17 protein-coding genes are annotated in these 19,620 nt (G+C 41.0%); 6 read left to right on the top strand and 11 right to left on the bottom strand.

The window, feature by feature from the left end; translation table 11 throughout:
* On the top strand, positions 1 to 640 hold a 640-nt coding region (locus HRT96_RS21290; RefSeq protein WP_293160603.1), incomplete at its 5' end, for a zinc ABC transporter substrate-binding protein.
* A gap of 113 nt (positions 641 to 753) precedes the next feature.
* On the opposite strand, the gene HRT96_RS21295 is transcribed toward HRT96_RS21290, so the two are convergent.
* The 3 genes from HRT96_RS21295 to HRT96_RS21305 all read right to left on the bottom strand — a co-directional run bounded on the left by HRT96_RS21295 (position 754) and on the right by HRT96_RS21305 (position 3,167).
* A complete protein-coding gene (locus tag HRT96_RS21295; RefSeq protein WP_293160605.1) occupies positions 754 to 1,860 on the bottom strand; it encodes a nickel/cobalt transporter in 1,107 nt (368 codons plus the stop codon).
* Positions 1,861 to 1,885: 25 nt separating this feature from the next.
* Positions 1,886 to 2,554, bottom strand: a complete 669-nt coding sequence (locus tag HRT96_RS21300) for a DUF1007 family protein (RefSeq protein ID WP_293160607.1) — start codon at positions 2,552 to 2,554, stop codon at positions 1,886 to 1,888.
* A 196-nt stretch (positions 2,555 to 2,750) separates the two neighbouring features.
* Positions 2,751 to 3,167 (bottom strand): Lrp/AsnC family transcriptional regulator, encoded by a 417-nt coding sequence (locus HRT96_RS21305; protein ID WP_293160609.1) that lies wholly within the window; start codon positions 3,165 to 3,167, stop codon positions 2,751 to 2,753.
* Positions 3,168 to 3,354: 187 nt separating this feature from the next.
* Between HRT96_RS21305 and lysA the strand changes: the two genes are divergently transcribed.
* A complete protein-coding gene (gene lysA, locus HRT96_RS21310) occupies positions 3,355 to 4,698 on the top strand; it encodes a diaminopimelate decarboxylase (protein ID WP_293160611.1) in 1,344 nt (447 codons plus the stop codon).
* A 136-nt stretch (positions 4,699 to 4,834) separates the two neighbouring features.
* Positions 4,835 to 5,149, top strand: a complete 315-nt coding sequence (locus HRT96_RS21315; protein ID WP_293160613.1) for a hypothetical protein — start codon at positions 4,835 to 4,837, stop codon at positions 5,147 to 5,149.
* Between the two features lie 117 nt (positions 5,150 to 5,266).
* Here HRT96_RS21315 and HRT96_RS21320 read toward each other — a convergent pair whose 3' ends face one another.
* On the bottom strand, positions 5,267 to 5,623 hold the full coding sequence (locus tag HRT96_RS21320) for a helix-turn-helix domain-containing protein (RefSeq protein ID WP_006033928.1): 357 nt from the start codon (positions 5,621 to 5,623) through the stop codon (positions 5,267 to 5,269).
* Positions 5,624 to 5,734: 111 nt separating this feature from the next.
* On the opposite strand from HRT96_RS21320, the gene HRT96_RS21325 reads away from it, so the two are divergent.
* The 3 genes from HRT96_RS21325 (at position 5,735) to HRT96_RS21335 (ending at position 8,716) form a co-directional block, all read left to right on the top strand.
* On the top strand, positions 5,735 to 7,069 hold the full coding sequence (locus tag HRT96_RS21325) for an aldehyde dehydrogenase family protein (protein WP_293160615.1): 1,335 nt from the start codon (positions 5,735 to 5,737) through the stop codon (positions 7,067 to 7,069).
* A 39-nt stretch (positions 7,070 to 7,108) separates the two neighbouring features.
* Entirely contained in the window at positions 7,109 to 7,933 is an 825-nt protein-coding gene (locus tag HRT96_RS21330; protein WP_293160617.1) for a 2OG-Fe(II) oxygenase, read from the top strand.
* A gap of 153 nt (positions 7,934 to 8,086) precedes the next feature.
* Positions 8,087 to 8,716: an SHOCT domain-containing protein gene (locus HRT96_RS21335; protein WP_293160619.1), complete on the top strand. Its 630-nt coding sequence runs from the start codon at positions 8,087 to 8,089 to the stop codon at positions 8,714 to 8,716.
* 110 nt (positions 8,717 to 8,826) lie between these two features.
* On the opposite strand, the gene HRT96_RS21340 is transcribed toward HRT96_RS21335, so the two are convergent.
* From HRT96_RS21340 to HRT96_RS21370, 7 genes are all read right to left on the bottom strand, one after another.
* Positions 8,827 to 10,764: an EAL domain-containing protein gene (locus HRT96_RS21340; protein WP_293160621.1), complete on the bottom strand. Its 1,938-nt coding sequence runs from the start codon at positions 10,762 to 10,764 to the stop codon at positions 8,827 to 8,829.
* A gap of 5 nt (positions 10,765 to 10,769) precedes the next feature.
* The gene (locus HRT96_RS21345; RefSeq protein WP_293160623.1) at positions 10,770 to 11,414 is read right to left on the bottom strand and encodes a transglutaminase-like cysteine peptidase; all 645 of its coding nucleotides are present in this window, start codon (positions 11,412 to 11,414) and stop codon (positions 10,770 to 10,772) included.
* 68 nt (positions 11,415 to 11,482) lie between these two features.
* Complete coding sequence (locus HRT96_RS21350; RefSeq protein ID WP_293160625.1) at positions 11,483 to 12,127, bottom strand: OmpA family protein; 645 nt, start codon at positions 12,125 to 12,127, stop codon at positions 11,483 to 11,485.
* Positions 12,127 to 13,536: a TolC family outer membrane protein gene (locus HRT96_RS21355; protein ID WP_293160627.1), complete on the bottom strand. Its 1,410-nt coding sequence runs from the start codon at positions 13,534 to 13,536 to the stop codon at positions 12,127 to 12,129. Before HRT96_RS21355 ends, HRT96_RS21350 begins: the two co-directional genes overlap by 1 nt.
* Before the next feature lie 34 nt (positions 13,537 to 13,570).
* Positions 13,571 to 14,938: an HlyD family type I secretion periplasmic adaptor subunit gene (locus tag HRT96_RS21360; protein ID WP_293160629.1), complete on the bottom strand. Its 1,368-nt coding sequence runs from the start codon at positions 14,936 to 14,938 to the stop codon at positions 13,571 to 13,573.
* Complete coding sequence (locus tag HRT96_RS21365) at positions 14,935 to 17,121, bottom strand: type I secretion system permease/ATPase (protein ID WP_293160633.1); 2,187 nt, start codon at positions 17,119 to 17,121, stop codon at positions 14,935 to 14,937. Before HRT96_RS21365 ends, HRT96_RS21360 begins: the two co-directional genes overlap by 4 nt.
* 51 nt (positions 17,122 to 17,172) lie before the next feature.
* The coding region (locus HRT96_RS21370) for a type I secretion C-terminal target domain-containing protein (protein WP_293160631.1) at positions 17,173 to 19,620 on the bottom strand (2,448 nt) is incomplete at its 5' end.

Below are 19,620 nucleotides of genomic sequence, written 5' to 3' on the forward strand. Positions count from 1 at the left end.
CGACGAACATGAACACCATGACGACGAACATGAACATCACGACGACGAACATGAACATCATGACGACGAACATGCACATCACGACGACGAACATGCACATCATGACCATGGGGATATTGATCCCCATGCGTGGCATAGCATAAAAAATGTGAAAGTTTACGTACACAATATCGCAAAAGGCTTGATTCAAGTCGACCCTGCGAATACAGATGACTATCAAAAAAATGCGAAAGACTACATTCAAAAATTAGATAAATTAGAATTAAAAATAAATGCTCAACTTGCGACGATACCAGAAACGCAGCGTAAAGTGATCACCCCACATGACGCATTTGGTTACTTCGCGCGTGACTTTAATGTGACCTTCTTAGCTCCGCAAGGAACCAGTACCGGATCAGAAGCAAGCGCAGCGGATGTAGCCGCGTTAATTAAACAAATTCGTCACGACAACGTAAACGCTGTATTTATGGAAAACATCGCTGATAATCGTCTAATTGAACAGATAAGCCGTGAAACAGGAGTGAAAGTTGGCGGTAAACTGTATTCAGATGCATTGTCTAGCGCGGACGAACCGGCAGCTACCTACTTACAAATGATGCAATATAATGTTGATACGATCGTCAATGCATTACACAAGTAAAATATATATCTATACCCACACTATCTCAAGATGCTAACTAAAGACTAGCGTGGATATAGCCATAAAAAAGCCCGACACATAAGTGTTCGGGCTTTTATCATTAGATTAAACAATTAAAACAGCGGGGACATACCTACAGGTCTCGATTCAAGTAATAACGTACCCAGTAATATTAATAACAAACCACCAATAATCGGCACGATAAACTGAGTTATATTCAGTCCATTTTTCGGCCCTTTATTACGCTTTCCTGTCGCTAAATAACGTCTTACGGCTTGCTTACCGGTAATAGTCATTATCGCAATCGTCGATGTGGTAAGTGCAGTACCTAACGCCATTACCACAGCACTGACAATACCAAGCCAATAAATATCAAGCATATTAGCAAATAACAACACCATAATAGCGCCCGTACAAGGACGAATACCAATGCTCAAAATAATAGCCAAATACTCTTTAAATGAAGAGGCATCGTTAATTAGCTCAGGTGCCACAACATGTTGATGTCCACAGCCACAATTATCATGATGTTCATGGTCATCAACAAGCAATGAACTTGCTGGTGCGGCATACTTAGCAGCAGATACCGGCTGTGTAACCAGTGTTAATCGTTTAATCACCATATCAGAGCCATTCGATACGCCTTGATTTTCTGTATCCTTGTGCTTTTTAATTACACGATACATCAAGACTAAGTTACGAAAAATAATAACAATACCTAATAAAATGACAGTATAAAAACTTAATGGAATGAGCAGTTCTGCTTGCTGATTAACTTCACGCATCGATGCATCAAATAGCATTAATAATACAGATACTAGCCCCACAGCAACGAAGGCCTGCACAAGCGAAGACAGAAGCGTGATAATAAGGCTTAACTTCACTTTAGCGTCTTGTGTCGCAATATAAGTTGTCACGATCAATTTGCCATGGCCTGGACCAACTGAATGCAAAACGCCATACATAAAACTAAGTCCAATCAGTGATAACCCTGCCATTAAACTTTCATTTTTAGCGGCGTGTAATAATTCACTCAACTCATTATTTATCTGTTTTTGCCACTGCATACCAGTGGTAATAAGTGTTGGCCAAACCTGCCAAAGCACATAACCTAAAACAAAAAATAAAGAAATCATGCCAACGAAACGCAGCATCGGTAACAAAAGCGACTTATTTGTATTTTCCTTAGCCATTCGGCTATTCGAAACTAACGGTGTCATTATTTATCCTCGTATAAAAGTAACGTTAAGGTTGGCAGTTGATAATGGCAGATTGAGTGAATAATTCGCCAATCGCACCATCTCTCGCAGCATCCACAGGTAATGACATAACATACGCAAGTTGTTCAGACGTCGGTGTCGCGGCAATAAGAGACAATGTACAATATTGACTCAATTCCGGCGAGAGCTGAATTGCATTTTTTGCAGGCCAACTCATATCAACATAATAACTTGGATCATAAATAAGCAACCTGAGTGATTTATCAGATAACACAAGAGGCTTTGCTAACGGTAGATAAAACTGTAGCGTCGCCTTTATTTTGTCTTGCACTAAAGTACCCTGTTTCGCTAGTGCATACTTAACTGGCTTCCCCCCTTCATAAAAATAGGTAAGATAATGATTAGTTGTCATATTTGTCATAATAGAATCAGCGAGATCCTGTAACGTCTGTGCTTTATTTTTAGCAGAGAGATCTTCTCCATCTAACATATAAGCAGAGGTCATTGCATCAAACTCCCATGTCATCGAAAATCCAGTGATCTGTTTTCCATCTCCTTGGATCTCTGTTTTCATATCAATCCACGAGTGTGGATGAGCAGTACTATTCATACTCATTAATGCACCCATGAGCATAATAGCCACTTGCAATAAGCGCCCTATGTACTTTGATTTTAATACATATAAAAACATCATTTCAACTCTCAAACAGTAAACGCCAAATAGTCGAAAAACCATATTTCCATACAAAAATAATGATTTTCAACACACCACCGTATGTTATAACATAACAAAGTCATTATAAAGAATGATTAGGCTGGATATATCGTAAATTAGGGTAAAGAAAGAGACGTACTGTTATTCCAGCTAGCCTCCGTAAGGTAAGGTAAAACTAAATTAACGTATCTAACACGCTAAATGTTTGGAGCTTATCCAGATCAGGTAATGCGGCAAGTAACTCTCTAATCTGCGAAACGCGTGTCATTGATTCCGCTTCTATATATACGATTAAATCGGTATCACCACACAAAGTATGTGCGCGAGTTATTTCACTAATACCTTGTAAATACGGCGCAATTGACTTGGCATCGAAAGGTCTAAATGTCAGTTGAAAATAAACTGCCACTTTTGTCTCATCACCACGGCTCACATCGATGGTATAACGTAGGATAACGCCAGAATCTTTCAAGCGTTGGATCCGATCATTCACAGCTGTACGCGATAATCCAATATCCTCACCAATGCTGGCAATTGAACGTCGAGAATTAGCCACGAGTGCATCAATAATAGCTTGATCGAACTTATCCATAAGTCGCTCTGTTTATATTTATAAAACAGCCACTTTACACTGCTTAATCGCTTTAACCAAGTTAAACCCACGGCAGACAAAATCACCGAAATAACGATATTTTGTCATGTCAAAACGTTATTTTTCACATTGTGCATAATCTCTCGCTTAATTATCCTATTGGTTCATCAACAAAAGGATTTAAGCCATGACACAATTAACCCCTCAACTGCGTTATTTACCGAATGCACAACAGCAAGCATTATGGCTAGAAAATGTATCCATTCAGCAGTTAGCGTCCCAAGTAGCTACACCTTTTTACTGTTACTCTAAAGCCGCATTACTTAATAATATCCATGCTTGCAAAGCCGCATTTGAACCAGAAAACATCCATATTCACTACGCCATGAAAGCGAATAGTAACCTGTCATTATTACGCATTGTCGCTGAGCAAGGACTCGGTGTTGATATTGTTTCTATCGGCGAAATGCACCGAGCACTCAGTGCAGGGTTCGATGCCCAAGATATTGTTTTTTCAGGCGTGGGGAAAACGACAGCAGAACTCACCGCCGCAGTGCTTGCTGGCGTCGGACAATTTAACCTTGAATCTAAAGAAGAATTAGCGGTATTAATCACAATCGCGAATAAGCACCAGCAATTGGTCTCAACGCTTATTCGCGTCAACCCTGAAATCACTGTCGATACACATAAAAACATCACTACCGGCGCTAAAGGTAACAAGTTTGGGGTTAACTTTGACGATGTATTACCTATGTTAGTCGCTGCCGAGCACTCACCGTTCTTGCAAGTAAATGGACTAGCAATGCACATCGGCTCACAAATACATACAACAGCGCCCTACTTAGATGCTATCGCCAAAATACAGACATTAATAAGCGAGCTTAAGACACAAGGTTACACCCTAACCCAACTTGATCTCGGTGGTGGTTTTGGCGTTCAATATAAAGACCACCAAATGCTTACCAGCAATACAGGTGGATCAGAATCCGATTATTTAACATTTAATGATTTTTCCAACGCGATAACATCTGCCCTAGCCGATTGGCAGGGACGAATTAGCATTGAGCCGGGACGCTCATTAGTGGCAGATATCGGTGTAATGGTGAGTGAAATAACCTATATAAAAGAAAGCCAGCCAACATCCTTTATCGTATTAGATGCAGCAATGAATGATTTAATGCGCCCTGCGTTATATCAGGCAACACACGCATTAATTCCCGTACAATTGCCATTACAAGAACAAGTACCTTCAACAGCACAATTGAACAGTTATGATGTTGTCGGTCCCATTTGTGAAAGCACGGATACATTTGCTAAGTCCGCGCAACTACCAAATGATTTAGCCGCTGGTGACTTGATGTGTTTCTTATATACGGGTGCTTATTGTGCGGTAATGAGTAACAGCTATAACAGCCGACCAATTGCAGCCGAACTATTAGTAGACGATGATCAAGCGTACGTAATCAGACAGGCAATTACCCAAGAAAATTTAACAGCATTTGAACAACATACAGCATTAAAATTGCTTTAGATTTATCCTGTTTATTTAAGCTGCTATGCGTCAGTGAGCGTTAACATTGGCGAACAAAGATAAACTACACTATGTTTGGACTATCATGCTCATCTTACATTCATTATTAGAGGGGCATTAAAACGAGGGCGTAAATATGCGGGAACTAGTCAAATTCATTGACAATTTCATCCATGATGAACAAGGTTTAACCGCAGTAGAATATGCCCTCGCTGGTGCTTTAGTCGTGAGTAGTCTCGCTTCAGGTTTTATTGCATTAGGTTCGGGGGCAAGTAATAACATCTCTGAATTGACGTCGCTAATTGTAACGTCAGATCCCGCAGAGAACGGTAATAATGACAACAACTGTAACAACAATGACAATGACAATGGCAATGGCAATGGCAATGGCAATGGCAATGGCAATGGCAATAATAGCAACAACGGCAAAAACGGTAATAGTTGTATTTAATAATCGGTACGATGACCTCCCTTATTTTTTGTATTTACCAAATATCATCGTAAAAAACACCGCTGATATTTAACGGTTTTAACTACCTATACCTAGCGCTCTAATGTAAATGTAAATTTATATCCCATGCTCTTCAGACCACTCTTTTAAGCGTTTTAAAATATCCAGCGCGGTACGGCCAAACTCGGTAATTTCATAGGTTACCGCAATCGGTCTATCACTGATCACTTCACGTATGACCAAACCTTGGCTTTCTAACTCTTTTAAGCGTTGATCAACCATCTTTTTGCTGGCACCACCTAACATACGGGATAAATCATTGAAACGCACAGGGCCATCTTGTAGGTGCCAAAGTATTGATGCTTTCCATTTTCCGCCCAACATTCGCATGCCACGCTCAACAGAGCAAGGTTCGTCACACGGATTTATAACTTTTTTATGACCATTAGCCATTGTTTCTACAGTTGTTTTCATCATTCCCCACAAGGTTACTAAAAGTATACTGGTTGCTTTTATATCCCAGAGTAGCAAAATACACCTAAAACATACTAATTAAATTTAATCATGACTCAGGAATTAGCCACCATGCAAACATTAACCTCTTACGATGCCCATACACGTAAAGCCTTAGGGTCAGTGGCTATCACCACCGCCGAACAGATACCAGCATTAATCAATGAATCAAATAAAGCACAAAAACAATGGGCAGCGCTATCATTAACCGAACGCCAGACTCTTGTAATCAAAGCCTATCAACGACTAGAACCAGTACAAAACCAACTGGCGACGCTTATTAGTAAAGAAATGGGGAAAGACTACCGCCGTGCTACCTATGAAGCAGGTGGTACCATTCAAAGTGCCAGTTATTTTGCCAATGAAATTGCCCAAGCTCTCACAACTGAGCGTCTTGATCGTGGCACCGAGCTACAATATCGCCCACTGGGTATTGTCGCCGTTATCTCGCCTTGGAATTATCCACTAGCAATGGCGAACAACTTATTAATGCCAGCGTTGATTGCCGGTAATAGTGTCATTTTAAAGCCCTCAGAAGAAACACCATTAGTCGCAGACCTATTTGTTAACACCCTGAATCAAGTATTACCGAAAGGCGTGTTACAGCTGGCTCAGGGTGATAAACAAACCGGCCAAGCTCTGGTTGCCAGCAATATAAATATGGTTGCGTTTACCGGTTCTATGGCTGCGGGTAAACATATTATGGCGAATGCCGCACCCCAGTTGAAACGTCTGGTGATGGAGCTTGGCGGTAATGATCCAATGATCGTCATGGCCAGCGCGGATATAGATGCGGCCGTGCAATTTGCAGTAGCCAGTTCATTTGAGAACGCTGGACAAATGTGTACATCAACCGAACGCGTTTATGTCGATGCCCGTATTGCAGCTGAATTTGAACACAAGGTGGTGGCACTCGCCCGTCAATATCAAGTCGGAGCTTGGGATAAACCGAACGTAAATATAGGTCCAATTGTCAATCCTAAACAACATGAAAATGTGTTATCACAATTGCAGGATGCAACGGCCAAAGGCGCGAAGCTATTACTCGGTAGCGATGATTACCCACAGCCCTTCATTCAGCCAACCGTTGTCACGGGGATCACCCCAGATATGCGTTTAGAGCAAGATGAAACATTTGCTCCTGTCGTTGCCATCAGCCATTTTAAGCATATTGATGAGGCTATTTCTCGCGCAAACGACAGCCCTTATGGACTGGGTGCAGTCGTTTTTGGTGGCCAAGGAGCCAATGCCGTAGCACAGCAACTTGAAGCTGGCATGGTTGGCGTAAATCAAGGTGTCGGTGGTGGTAATGCGCCTTGGGTAGGAGCAAAACAAAGTGGCTTTGGTTTCCACGGTTCAGCTGCTGGTCATCGCCAGTTTTCCCAAATACGCGTTATCAGTAAATAACACACAGCCCTTTTAAAAAAGTAACAAAGGATAGATAGAATGAATACTAGATCCATAACGGCTGAATCCGTGAATATTGCATCCAAACGTATTAACTCAGACAATACTGATTTTTTCGTTGCTGCGTATGAACCAGGCGCAGAGCACCCAGCGCTACCAACTTGGGCTAACAGCAAAGCAAATTTAGCGGCGCTATCAGCGGTCAGCACAAACAAGATAACAAAAATAAATGTAGCAGGAGTACCCGGCGCATTTCAATTGCTGAATGTATTTTCGAAAGAAGAATGCCAACGCCTTATTGACGTTAGTGAGTCAATGGGCTACTTACCCGATGCCGCAGTGTCACTGCCTCGTGATGTTCGCCATAACGACAGTCTAACGTGGGTCGTCGATGAACAAACTGACAGTATCATTTGGGCTCGGATTAAACATTTAATGGCTGATGACCAAGGTATATTCGCGAATAAAGCAGCCTTAGGCATTAACGCTCGTTTTCGCTTTTACCGTTATAATAAAGGCGATTACTTTAAGCCCCATTCAGATGGTTCTTGGCCGGGCAGTCGAGTAATTAATAATCAATTAATTGCGGATGCCTATGGTGATCGTTTTAGCCAACTAACATTTTTAATCTTACTCACTGAAGATTTTGACGGTGGCGCTACCCGATTTTTAGTCAATGCTAATGAGCCAAGCCAACCAGCCCGCCGTGGCGATCAGGTTGCAGAAGTGGATATACGCACGCCTGCCGGCAGTATCCTTTGCTTCCCTCATGGCATGCACCCTTTGCACTGTATCCACAGCTCAGAGCCTATCTATAACGGGACCAAATATATTATCCGCACGGATGTATTATTTGAACTGTAGTGGTATAAGGTCAGGAAAAATATATTTAAATTTGAAAACTAATCTCATTCCTGTATGGTGAAACACAATAAACGACCTGTTTACATTGCTTTAAACAAACAATGTAAACAAACAATGTAAACAAAACAATTTGTACGACATCAGGGAATAGTTATGAAAATGATCAGCAAAAAAATGCGTAAATTATTATTGGTTATCGCGTTACCAGTATTAGCCTCGGGCTGTGCAGGTAATATCGAAAAACTTAATGCTGATACTGAGTTTGGCCCTGCGCCACAAGCGTATCAACAAACCATTAAGGATTACTTTGCACAAGAGTTGAATAATCCTGAAGTGGCTGAGTATGTAATTAGCGAACCGATGAAATTTTATCGCTCAAAACCATCACTTGCTGGTCTTGGTGGCGGTATCAAATGGCATGCTTGGGTAGCAGAAGTCGGTATCCCAGGTAAAGCGGTATACAAATATCTATCTGGCAGTAACAACAATCTTATTCACTACTATGTTCGCTTTGAAGGTAATGAGATTGACACTGTTTATGACGGTAACGGTTATACTTCATTAAAAAATGAAACTGGCTTTACCGTGGGTGAATATGCAAGCATCGACAACATCACAGTGACAGCAAAAACAGCCCAAGTAATTGAAAGCAATAAAGCAGCGGAAGAAGCCGAATTAATTAAAATTTTTGAATCTATTCGAGCTTTAAACACGCTATATAAAGAAGGTATTATTACCGAAGAAGAATATAGCTTGAAGAAAAAAGCAATCTTAAAGATCTAATTATTCTTAAAATGACCGTCGTTAATTAATAAAACGCCAAAGCATCGTATTCGATACTTTGGCGTTTTTAATACTTTCGATTCGTCGTCGAACACATCTATCTTATATAGCTAACTCATACTAGCCGCACTAATCACATCTGTAGGGGCTGAAATATAACCTTGATAACCAGAGGTTCGTAATGACTGGATCTGCTCTAATTGTTGCTGATTTTCAATCGCAGTCATGATCACCTCAATATTAAGTCCTTTGGCAATATTCACTAACGCACGACATAACTCATTATTCTGCTGGTTATTAGTGTAAAAGGCCAACGATTGATCCAGTTTTACATAATGCGGTTTTAACTGCTGTAAATAATTTAACGAGCCCATTTGTCGACCACAATGGTCAATACCAAGCTGCGCACCGCCTGCACGGATCAATTCTGCTAGCTGTATACATTCAGCTAAATTATTGTTCGCAGCCATCTCAGGGATCTCAAAATAAATTTGTTCGGCAAATTGCGTTTTCTGTAAAAATGCCGCAAGCCAAGTATGAAATTCAGGATCCTGTAAGCTATCATGAGTCAGATTCACCGCCACAGGTTCGTTATTTATATTCAAAATACCCTGTTTAACAACTGATTCCAATAAGCATCGGTCGAGCTGACTACCCAATGACAGTAATTCGACATACGGCATAAATTGACCCGCCCGCACTTGTTTACCATCAATATTTAATCGGCAATATAACTCACGCTGTAATACCTCATTAGTCTCACAATCCAACACTGACTGCCACTGAAATACAAACTGGTTTTGATTAATGGCGGTGACTAAACGATCACGCCACAGCTCGCGGTTAAACTCTTGTAGATGCTGGCTATCAAACCAACTACTGGCTTTATTGGCAGTCGCCGCATGCTGCAAGGCATTATCAGCCTGTGATAATAAATCGCTGGCTTGCATATCACCGTCGCGCTCTGTAACACCAATGGAAAAGCCACGGTTTGGGACACAACCTGCTTTTGACATCTCTTGATTAATCAAACGGATCAATGCTTGTAAATACAAATTGATGTCCTGACGCTCACCCTTAGTGATCAATAAAGCAAACTCAGTGTTAGCGATACGAGCAATCACACTTTCAGCTATCGATGGTAACTGCTTTTGCATCTGCAGGGCCAAAACCCGAATGGTTTCATCGCGAACTTGATAACCGTATTTACTGTGTATCTCCTCCAGCCAATCCATCTTCACCAATAACAAACCACCATAACCGGGATCGGTTAACCAACTACTCATCTGTCCAGTGAGGTACTGACGATTGGGTAAATTAGACACACCATCAATCAAATTATCACGACGTAAACTATCTACTTCGTTATCTAACGTATTAAAGACTTGCTTAAGTTGACCAGACATCGAGTTAATAGCCTCAACAACGGTTTTCAATTCGGCCGTTTTTGGTAACACCATATCCGGGTTAAATACCCGCTGTGCAATCTCACTGGCGTGAATAGCGATCTCGTTCAGCGGTGTTAATAATATCTTTAACCTAAAATGTAGTACTAAAATAGACAGTAAAAACAATACCGATATCACTAATAAAGTATTGTTCATGACTCGCCACAACTCTTGATATCCCAAACCGGGATGCGCTTCAATCTTCAAATTAGCCAGCTGCAACCAGCCAGATGTGATAACACTTTCACTGCTTTGGCTAGTAAATAAATCCAAGTCAATAAACCATTGCGGCACCCCTTCCACCACGATCGGGTTTTCCCACACTTGAACCTGCTGATCTGCTAACCAAGTCAAACTGACCTTACGGTAAAAGCCCCCTTCAAAGATCACGTTGACTAAGGTTTCAGCAGCGACCATATCGCCAGTTTGTAAATGTGGTTTTAGCATCAAACTTAACGAAGTACTGGCATTATTCAGCTCGGACTCCATTTGATTAGCCATAAAGTCACGCGTTTCAGTAAACTGAAAATAGGCTAAACTTGTCATCACCAACACAAAAAGGCCAAATAACAACGAATAGATCTGTTTAAACAAGGTCATTTACATTACTCCAAACTCAGCTTTGCTTGCTTTAAATTTGACAAGCCCATACGCTGATTTAAATTACTCCAACGTTTTAAACGTTGTGATTTACCAGCCAAAACCCCTTGGCCTTTTTCTTTATTTAGCCATAACTGTTTACCATTAAAACTGTATACCGGCAGCAAGTCATTGCGTTGATCTGCGGGTTTTATCTCACCGTCAATATTATCCAAAATCAGTGGTACCGCGCCAGGGGTCGGATAATAGGCAACCACCATATGATATTGATTGAGCGTTAATGATTTAACCATAGTGATCCGCATTTTTTCATCAGCAATACCTAGCTCTAACAAGCTAAAATACTTTGCGATGGCAAAGTCTTCACAGTCCCCACCGTTTACCCCGATAAACTCGATCGGTGTGGCCCAATAATTTTCAACCCCCCACAGTTTACTGTCATCAATAAACTGTAATTGGTTAAAAAATCTATTTATCTTAGCCAATTTATCTACGGTAGAGGCACCTCCCGAATTCGCCATAATCGCCAGCCAAGCACGGCCTCGCTGCGCTGCACGTTGACCATAATTATCATTAAGCGCCGCCACAATTTTCTGATTGTTAAGTTTAGATACCGATTTAGCAGGTAAACCAAAGATCATCAATAACATCAGCATCACTGTTAATTTAACAAATCGGATACAAGTCCTCCCGTGGACTACGAATCTGATAACAACAACTAGTGTATTTTATCAACACTGTAAATCGTCCATTTCATATCTTTAACTAAATTATCACCACTTAATTCAGCGACAATGCGACGATTACGTTGGTGTGCCAACTGACTATCGCTTTCATCAAGCAAGCGTTCAAAACCATAACCAATCGCAGATACACGTGAGGTTGAGATACCAAATTTATTAATCAACAGGTCCATCACCGCTTGTGCTCGGCGTTGTGATAAATCCATATTTAACGCCCTGCTACCTTGCCGACTAGCATGCCCTTCAATAAGCACGTCTAAGCCAGGATAGCGCTGCATAAAGTTAGATAGGGCTTTAATGTCCGCAAAATATTGCGGTAAGATCACCGCTGAATTATTACTAAAATTAATTTTTAATTCCTGTCTCACTTTATTAACCGAATCAGTACCACAGCCACTATTGTTAACTTGTGAACCCAGCACCGAATTTAAACACTGCTCGCGATAAGTAATAACCCCATCTGCATCATCATCACTTAAGTCATCCTTTTGCAGTGTTTGTTCAGGCATCATTATCGTCGCGGTTGGGGTTGATGGCGCTGCAACATTGGCTTTTATTGTCGCGATAGTTTCACAACCTAACAACAAAAAACTCATCAAAAAAATGCTTAACAATTTCATTATTGAACGCCTCCTTCGTATTGATGTTCACCTTGCCAAACAGCAGGTCGTGTCACCCTGAGCGAATCCAATAATTGGCCAGTGGCGTTTAACAAGCGATACTGAGTTACAATCTCGTTAAACTCAGCATCAACGTATTCTTTACGTGCTTCAAATAATTCATTTTCGGTATCAAGTAGATCCAGCAAACTACGTTGATCCAGTCTAAATTGTTGCTCATACGCAGCTTGCGAATCTTTCGACGCAATGACATGTTCTTTGATGTAGCGCATCTGTAAATTAAGTAACTCGTGAGCATTCCAGGCCAAGGTAAAACCTTCCGTTATTTGGCGATGTACACTGCGATTTATCTCATTCGCTTCGGTAATTTTATAGGCAGTTTCTTTGGCTAATGCTTTGTCTTTACCTCCAGAATACAGGTTATAAGAAAAGCGAACCATAGCGACTACATCATTATTATGACCGCCGACTCCGGATATACCATTATGGCCATCTTCACCATCAAGATCGTTGTTAAAATTAGCATCAACTTCAAACGTCACTTTCGGATAGTAGTTGGATTTAGCCGCGTCATGTTGATAGCGCGCCGAGATAATATCATTATTCGACGATTTAATTACAGGATGGTTAATAAGTGCGGTACGTATACCAGCTTGTCGATCTGTTGGTAATAATGCTACATCAGGAATAGGAATGACCAAATTATCTGGTAGCTGATCCGTCACCCGTATAAATTGTGCTTCACTGTCTAAATAGTTATTTTTTGCTGAAATAACATTTGATTGCGCACGAGCCAACCGACCGGTAATTTGTGATAAATCAGCAATACTACCAAGACCAGAATTAGTGCGTTCTTGGATCTGGCCAAAAATAGTTTTATGCGTAGATAAATTGCGCTTAGATAGATCCAGAATACGTCGGTTCTTAAGTAAATTGGTATACACTTTCGTGACATCTAACGCGACATCTTCAGCCGTACTGAATAATCGCCATTGTTCCGCGCTGGCAGCATAACTGGTACGACTAATATCACTGCTGGTTTGAAAACCACTAAATAGACTTTGTTTAAGACTGATCCCAAATTCACCACGATTTAAACTCTCGGAATCCCCGCCATCAGTACTGCGTCGGGTCCCTGGACTATTGGTATATTCATAGCCATAACCACCTGTCACATTAAGACTGGGTAAATAACCCGCTTCAGCTTGTTGAACTTGCTGTTCACGTACTTTGAATTTAGTAAAAGCAATGCGGATATCAGGATGACTACTTAAAGTCATCGCGACAGCCTCCTCTACAGACTGTGCATTAGCAGCTGCAGACCAGCCAATCGCAGAACACATAAGCGCAGGGTAAAGTAACCCTTTAGTGAATAATTTCAGCTGACAGAAAGAGTCATGGCTTGGCATTTTTTTTTCCTTGTTATATACATTCATGTGCAATTTAAAGTTCCCTAAGTGCCATCGCTTTGGCTCGCAACACTGGATTTAATATGTATTCGAGTACAGTGCGTTTACCGATCATGACATCAACAGAAGTCATCATTCCGGGGATAATAGGCATGTCATGATTGCCCTGAATATCTGAAATATCAGTTCGAACCCGAATAATATAAAAACTATTACCATCTTCATCTTGAGTGGTATCGGCACTGATGTGCTCAACCACGCCTTTTAAACCACCATAGCGAGTGAAATCATAAGCGGTTATTTTGACCACGGCTGTTAATCCCAGGTGGACAAAGGCGATGTCTTTCGGTTTTATTTTGGCTTCAATTAATAATTTATCTTCTGTCGGCACTATCTCTAACAATGCTTGACCTGGCTGTACGACACCACCTAATGTATTAATATGTAACGTTTTAATGGTGCCGACTACCGGTGATACTATTAGGGCTTTGTTAACCTTATCTTCTGCCCCGACTTTAGCTTCCGTGATTCTAGAAAATTCACTTTGTAATTCATTGAGCTCTGCACGCGCATCTTCACGATAGTTAAGTACCGCTTCTCGACGCTTTAATACCGCTTCAACCATCACTGATTGTAACTTTGGTACCATTAATCGAATCGAATTTAACTCACCTTTAATGCTATTAACGCTACGCTCTAATTTAAGTAATTCTACTTCTGATATAATGTATTTCTTCGCTAACGGCCGAGTTAACGCTAGCTCTCGCGAGGCCAATTTATAGCTGATTTCTAGGGTTTTAATTTTTGATTTAAGCTCTTTCTTTTCTTCAAATCGCTGCTGGATCTGTTGACCTTGGATCGCGACTAGATTGATTAAACTGTCTAATCGAGCGTGGTATTCATCTTGCTCACGCGTGACTAAATAAGGTAAGTTTTGCTGTAGATCATCAGGGAAAATAAGTGCCGTTTTGGTGATCTTGATTTGTAGCTGCCAATTCGGCACATCAGCAACCAAGATACTATTCAATTCACTGCGCAAACGAATAATATCAGCCCTTAAGCTATCGACTTCCTGACGTTGCTCCGCTAAATCGGCTCGAAAACGGGTATCGTCAATACGTGCTAATGGTTGATTTTTGGTTACGAATGCGCCTTCGCGTACATATAATTCCTGTAAAATACCGCCATCTAAACTCTGAATAATTTGTATTTGCGAAGAAGGTACTACTTTGCCCATACCGGTTGCGACCCGATCTAATTTGGCAAAATAGGCCCAGACAATAAAGCTGAGCACAAAGGCGGCCAACGCCCATATGGTTAACCGATGAATACGGGGACTTTGCGTTAACAGCGCACCATAAACATCATCCGCCATCTCTAGATCTTGTTTGCTTATTTTCATTGCGTCGCTCCTGGGACCAAAGCGCCACTTTTCAGTTTTTCGAGGATCACCGTTTTTGGACCATCCGCGACTAATCGCCCTTTATCCAACACGATAATCCGGTCAACTAACTGCAGTAAATGCATCTTATGGGTAATCAATAATAACGTACGATCTTTGGCAATAACCTGCATTGAGTTAATAAACTGTTTTTCCGCGCGCGCATCAAGACTTGCGGTAGGTTCATCTAATAATAAAATCTGTGGATCATTTAAGATCGCCCGCGCTAAGGCGATTGATTGACGTTGGCCGCGAGATAAGGCTTTACCACCCTCGCCAACTTGTTGATCGAGACCTTGCGAATCAAGATCGGTAAACATGTTTACCCCTGAAAACTGCACGGCTCTGATCAATTGATATTCGGTTACTTGCTTGGCGCCAAACAAAATATTTTCTTTAATGGTACCGTGAAATAACGTGATATCTTGCGGTAAATAACCGAAGTTACGACGCAGATCACTGGGATGGATCTGCCGTTGATTCATACCATCAAACTGCAAACTTCCCGTGGTTGGTTGATATAAACCTAGCAATACTTTAGCTAAGGTACTTTTACCCGAACCATTGCGACCAATAATCGCAACTTTTTCACCCGGTTGGATATGCAAAGACAAAGGGTATAAACTTGGTTTATCCACGTCAGGATAGCTAAAACCCAGTTGTTCTAACGTAATCTTACCTTCAAGCTTACTGCGACTAACAAGGTGGGCTTTATCTTCAAACTCATCAACTTGTTCCATGATCGCATCGAGCTGACGCATAGCGCTGATGGTTTGATTAGAACGCGTCATTAACGACGCTATTTTCGCCATTGGGGAAATTGCGCGACTGGATAACATCACCGCGGCAATAATTGCGCCCATCGATATTTGGTTATCAGCGACTCGGTACACCCCTAATACGACAACGCCAATGACAGCGATTTGCACAATCAAACTAGCGACATTAGCAACGGAGTTAGTGAGTACTTTCGCCTTTAGCTGCCAAGTTGATATATGCCCTAACATTTGTTGCCAGCTCTGTTGTACCACACCTTCAGCGCCGTTGGCTTTGATCAGTTCAAGCACAGATAGGCTTTCCACTAAATGGCCATGACGTAAACTCGAGAATTTATTCCCTTCTTCTATGGCATGACGTAAACGTGGTTGTATCAACAAGGTATAACCAATAATCAGTAAGGTGGCTATCACCGAGAACATAGCTAAATCACCAGCGACTAACCAAATAATGACCATAAACAAGATGGCAAAGGGTAAATCAACTAATGCAGTAATTGTCGCGGAGGATAAAAACTCACGCACACTGTCAAACTCGCTGAGTTGTTTGGCCATGCCACCAACACTCGATGCGCGTTTCTCTAATGGCATTCCAATGACTTTGGAAAACAGTTTTGCGGAGGTTTCTAAATCAATTTTCTTGCCGGCCACATCAATAAGATAACCACGTAGTTGCTTCATGATAAAGTCAAAAACATAAGCGACGATGGCACCAATCGCTAATACCCAAAGTGATTCAAACGCTAAATTAGGGACCACTTTATCGTACACATTCATCACAAATAATGGCGATACTAAGGCAAATAAATTGACTAATACCGACGCTATAATGACATCACGATAGATAGAACTAGACGACTTCACCGTTTGCCATAACCAATGCTCTTTAGTGTCGTGCAGATGCACATCAAATTCACGATCACCATGGTATTGCTGCTTGACTAAAAACAAATAACCCACGTAAATAGCTTCTAATTCAGCGATCGTCAGTAATGCCTCACCACCGGTTTCCGGCATGGAAATAACGGCTTTATCAGCATCTATATCTAACTCTTGCAATACACAGGCTTGCTGGTCTTTTAACAGTAAAATGCACGGCAATAACATGCGCGGTAATTCATTCAGTCCTTTTTGACTTAATTTCGCACTTAACCCGGCTCGGGATGCAGCTTGAGGCAGCAATTCCGGTAACAAATTTGCGCCCGATATTGATAAACCAGCCGTCAACGCATCGCCCGAACACGGATTGCCAAAGTGTTCAGTCAGTAAAATTAAACAATCCAGCAGTGGATCCTCAATCATCTGCTGAGAAGGATGTATATTCCACTGTGGTGTTGACGTTGCATTCGTTGCTGCCTTCACTGCGATTAATTCCTTAATATTTAGCTACCATTATTGAATGACTAAAAGTTAAATTTACTAAAAGACCAATGGATCATCAAGATCATTCAATATACTGTTTATACCTTCCGGGCTGGTAAGGTCGACATTACTATAAGCTGTACTTAAGTCAACATTATCTAAAATGATAACCTGGCTAATACCAGAACCATTACCTTCGGTATGAATATTGATCGTCGTCGTAACACTACCATCGCTTTCATTTTTAAAGCTCATATCTAAATAATGACTTAGGTCATCGCTACCCACGCCTTGTAGTAAATCACTAAAATCCAGTTTATCTTCATCAATATTAAAATCTGTGATGAGATCAACAGTTCGGACTGCAGCAGAGCCGTCATCCCCGTCTAACCAGACAAAGGTATCGATACCGCTACCGCCAGTGAGTATATCATTACCACTCCCGCCAATCAGCATGTCGTTTCCAGCACCACCAATTAAGGTATCAGCGCCCCCTTGACCAAATAGGATATCGTCGCCAGTACCACCAATAAGCTTATCATCACCATCATTGGCTTCATTGCCGTTAAATGAATCTGGATTCTCGCGGATATATTGATGGACATCTGACACACTCAGATTGTCAACATTGACACCAACTTCACCTGCAACATAGGTTTTTAACGCTGTATAACCATCTTCAAAAGCAAATGAATTGGGCGCTAAATCACCAAACAGAATATCATTCCCTTCACCACCACTTATAGTGTCATCACCTTGAGTAGAGAGTACTGTCGAGCTCAAAATCGTTGCGGCAAGTTCGGAGACGTTAATATTATGGCTAGCTGAACCATCACTATCATAGTCCGTAAGACTATGTGTTGTATCCCCAATTGAAATAGCTTCAACTTCTGAAATATTCGCTAGTTTATCAAAAGCTATCTTAGTTTGTCGGGTATTCTCTGCAGAGGTATTATTTACATGTGTGGTGCCATTATTGCCAACATATGCGTTAGGTTCACCATCAGTGATAAAATAGGTTAAATTCGTACCGCTATTACCGCTTATTAAAGGGTCATTAAACCACGTGACAGCCGATTCAAAAGCTGCTTCATAGTTAGTCCAACCACCACGATTAATTGAGGCTAACGCTTCGATTAATTTAGTTTCAGTATAATCACTAAGGTTTAACGATAAAACATTTACTGCATCAGTATCAAAATCAATCAATGAAATATTCACTGTACCGGCATTATCCCCAGATACTTTACCTAAAAGAGTTTTTATAACCTCAGTAAACTGTGTTTTAGTTGTTGCAATATCATCATTACTCATACTCCCCGATGAATCAAGAACAAAGGCAATATTGTAATTTTCACCCTCTAAAACTTCATTATACTGTGTATCTGCAACAATCACGTCATTGCCAGCAGTACCTGTAATATTATCGTCGACGTTAGAGCCTGATACATTAGAATAAAGATTAGAATAAAAATTAGAAGCATCGACAGTTAAATCAACAGACCATGTTTTTGAATCTGTTACTTCTTCACCATTAATGGTCGCTGTGTCTGAAACATTTATCTCAACCGAAATATCAAATGGTAAATCGTCTATTTCAACATTAATGATTTTAACATCCTTAACGTCATCAGGAGCTAACGTCCAAGTATCGTTATCGTCATTAAATGTACCTGCTGATAAAGATGCGCCACTTGGAATATCAGAAACTATGTATGAAGTAATGACTTCACTGCCATCTGTAACAGCGCCATCGATATTGAGTTCAATTTCATATTTGTCAGCCGGGTCTAGAGTAAATGAACCATTTTTGTAACTGTAAACACCGTTATCAAAGATGAATTTCTCGACTGCGTTTCCGCCAGCAATTCGAATATAATGAGATTCGCCTGAGAACTTCACTCCGACCCAACTATGATCATAATTAAATACTATCGAAGGATCAAATTTACCGTTAAATACCACACTGTCGCTGTCAGAGTTCGTTCCCTTAATATTCCAATCCCATCGCGTATCATCAAATAACTGCATATTAGCGTCCTGGTTTTCAGGATTTGAATAATAAGCGTAATTCATATAGATAGGCGCAACAGAGACATCACCTAAGCTAACGGTGAAACCTGGTTGGTCTGCAACAGGATTAACGTTTAAGGTTAACGTATTGCTAAAACCCGTATTAGTAGTGTAAGTTATTTCTGGTACACCACCGCTCCAATTCTCTGTCGGTATGAATTCATAACTGCCATCTTCACTCAACGTTAATGAGCCGGCATCAAGTTCAGCTACCTCCCCTGCCATATAAGAGTTACCTGCAACGTTAAAGCTACTTACATTAAGATCATGGTCAGCATCACTGTCGTTGCTTAATACACCATTTAACTTATTAACTGCTAAAGTTGTATCTTCATTTGTGCTGTCAGTGTCCGCTACTGTCACCGTAGCATCATCCACAGCGGTGACGGTTACTTTAACTGGTAGTGTTGTTGAACTGGTGTCACCGTTCGA

It is taken from the genome of Moritella sp. (assembly GCF_013215705.1).
GTDB lineage: Bacteria > Pseudomonadota > Gammaproteobacteria > Enterobacterales > Moritellaceae > Moritella.

Bases quoted from the DNA above. Each gene is read 5' to 3' on its own strand.
- HRT96_RS21295 (WP_293160605.1), bottom strand. From the start codon at position 1,860: ATGACACCGTTAGTTTCGAATAGCCGAATGGCTAAGGAAAATACAAAT.
- HRT96_RS21300 (WP_293160607.1), bottom strand. From the start codon at position 2,554: ATGATGTTTTTATATGTATTAAAATCAAAGTACATAGGGCGCTTATTG.
- HRT96_RS21305 (WP_293160609.1), bottom strand. From the start codon at position 3,167: ATGGATAAGTTCGATCAAGCTATTATTGATGCACTCGTGGCTAATTCT.
- lysA (WP_293160611.1), top strand. From the start codon at position 3,355: ATGACACAATTAACCCCTCAACTGCGTTATTTACCGAATGCACAACAG.
- HRT96_RS21315 (WP_293160613.1), top strand. From the start codon at position 4,835: ATGCGGGAACTAGTCAAATTCATTGACAATTTCATCCATGATGAACAA.
- HRT96_RS21320 (WP_006033928.1), bottom strand. From the start codon at position 5,623: ATGAAAACAACTGTAGAAACAATGGCTAATGGTCATAAAAAAGTTATA.
- HRT96_RS21325 (WP_293160615.1), top strand. From the start codon at position 5,735: ATGCAAACATTAACCTCTTACGATGCCCATACACGTAAAGCCTTAGGG.
- HRT96_RS21330 (WP_293160617.1), top strand. From the start codon at position 7,109: ATGAATACTAGATCCATAACGGCTGAATCCGTGAATATTGCATCCAAA.
- HRT96_RS21335 (WP_293160619.1), top strand. From the start codon at position 8,087: ATGAAAATGATCAGCAAAAAAATGCGTAAATTATTATTGGTTATCGCG.
- HRT96_RS21340 (WP_293160621.1), bottom strand. From the start codon at position 10,764: ATGACCTTGTTTAAACAGATCTATTCGTTGTTATTTGGCCTTTTTGTG.
- HRT96_RS21345 (WP_293160623.1), bottom strand. From the start codon at position 11,414: ATGTTATTGATGATCTTTGGTTTACCTGCTAAATCGGTATCTAAACTT.
- HRT96_RS21350 (WP_293160625.1), bottom strand. From the start codon at position 12,127: ATGAAATTGTTAAGCATTTTTTTGATGAGTTTTTTGTTGTTAGGTTGT.
- HRT96_RS21355 (WP_293160627.1), bottom strand. From the start codon at position 13,536: ATGCCAAGCCATGACTCTTTCTGTCAGCTGAAATTATTCACTAAAGGG.
- HRT96_RS21360 (WP_293160629.1), bottom strand. From the start codon at position 14,938: ATGAAAATAAGCAAACAAGATCTAGAGATGGCGGATGATGTTTATGGT.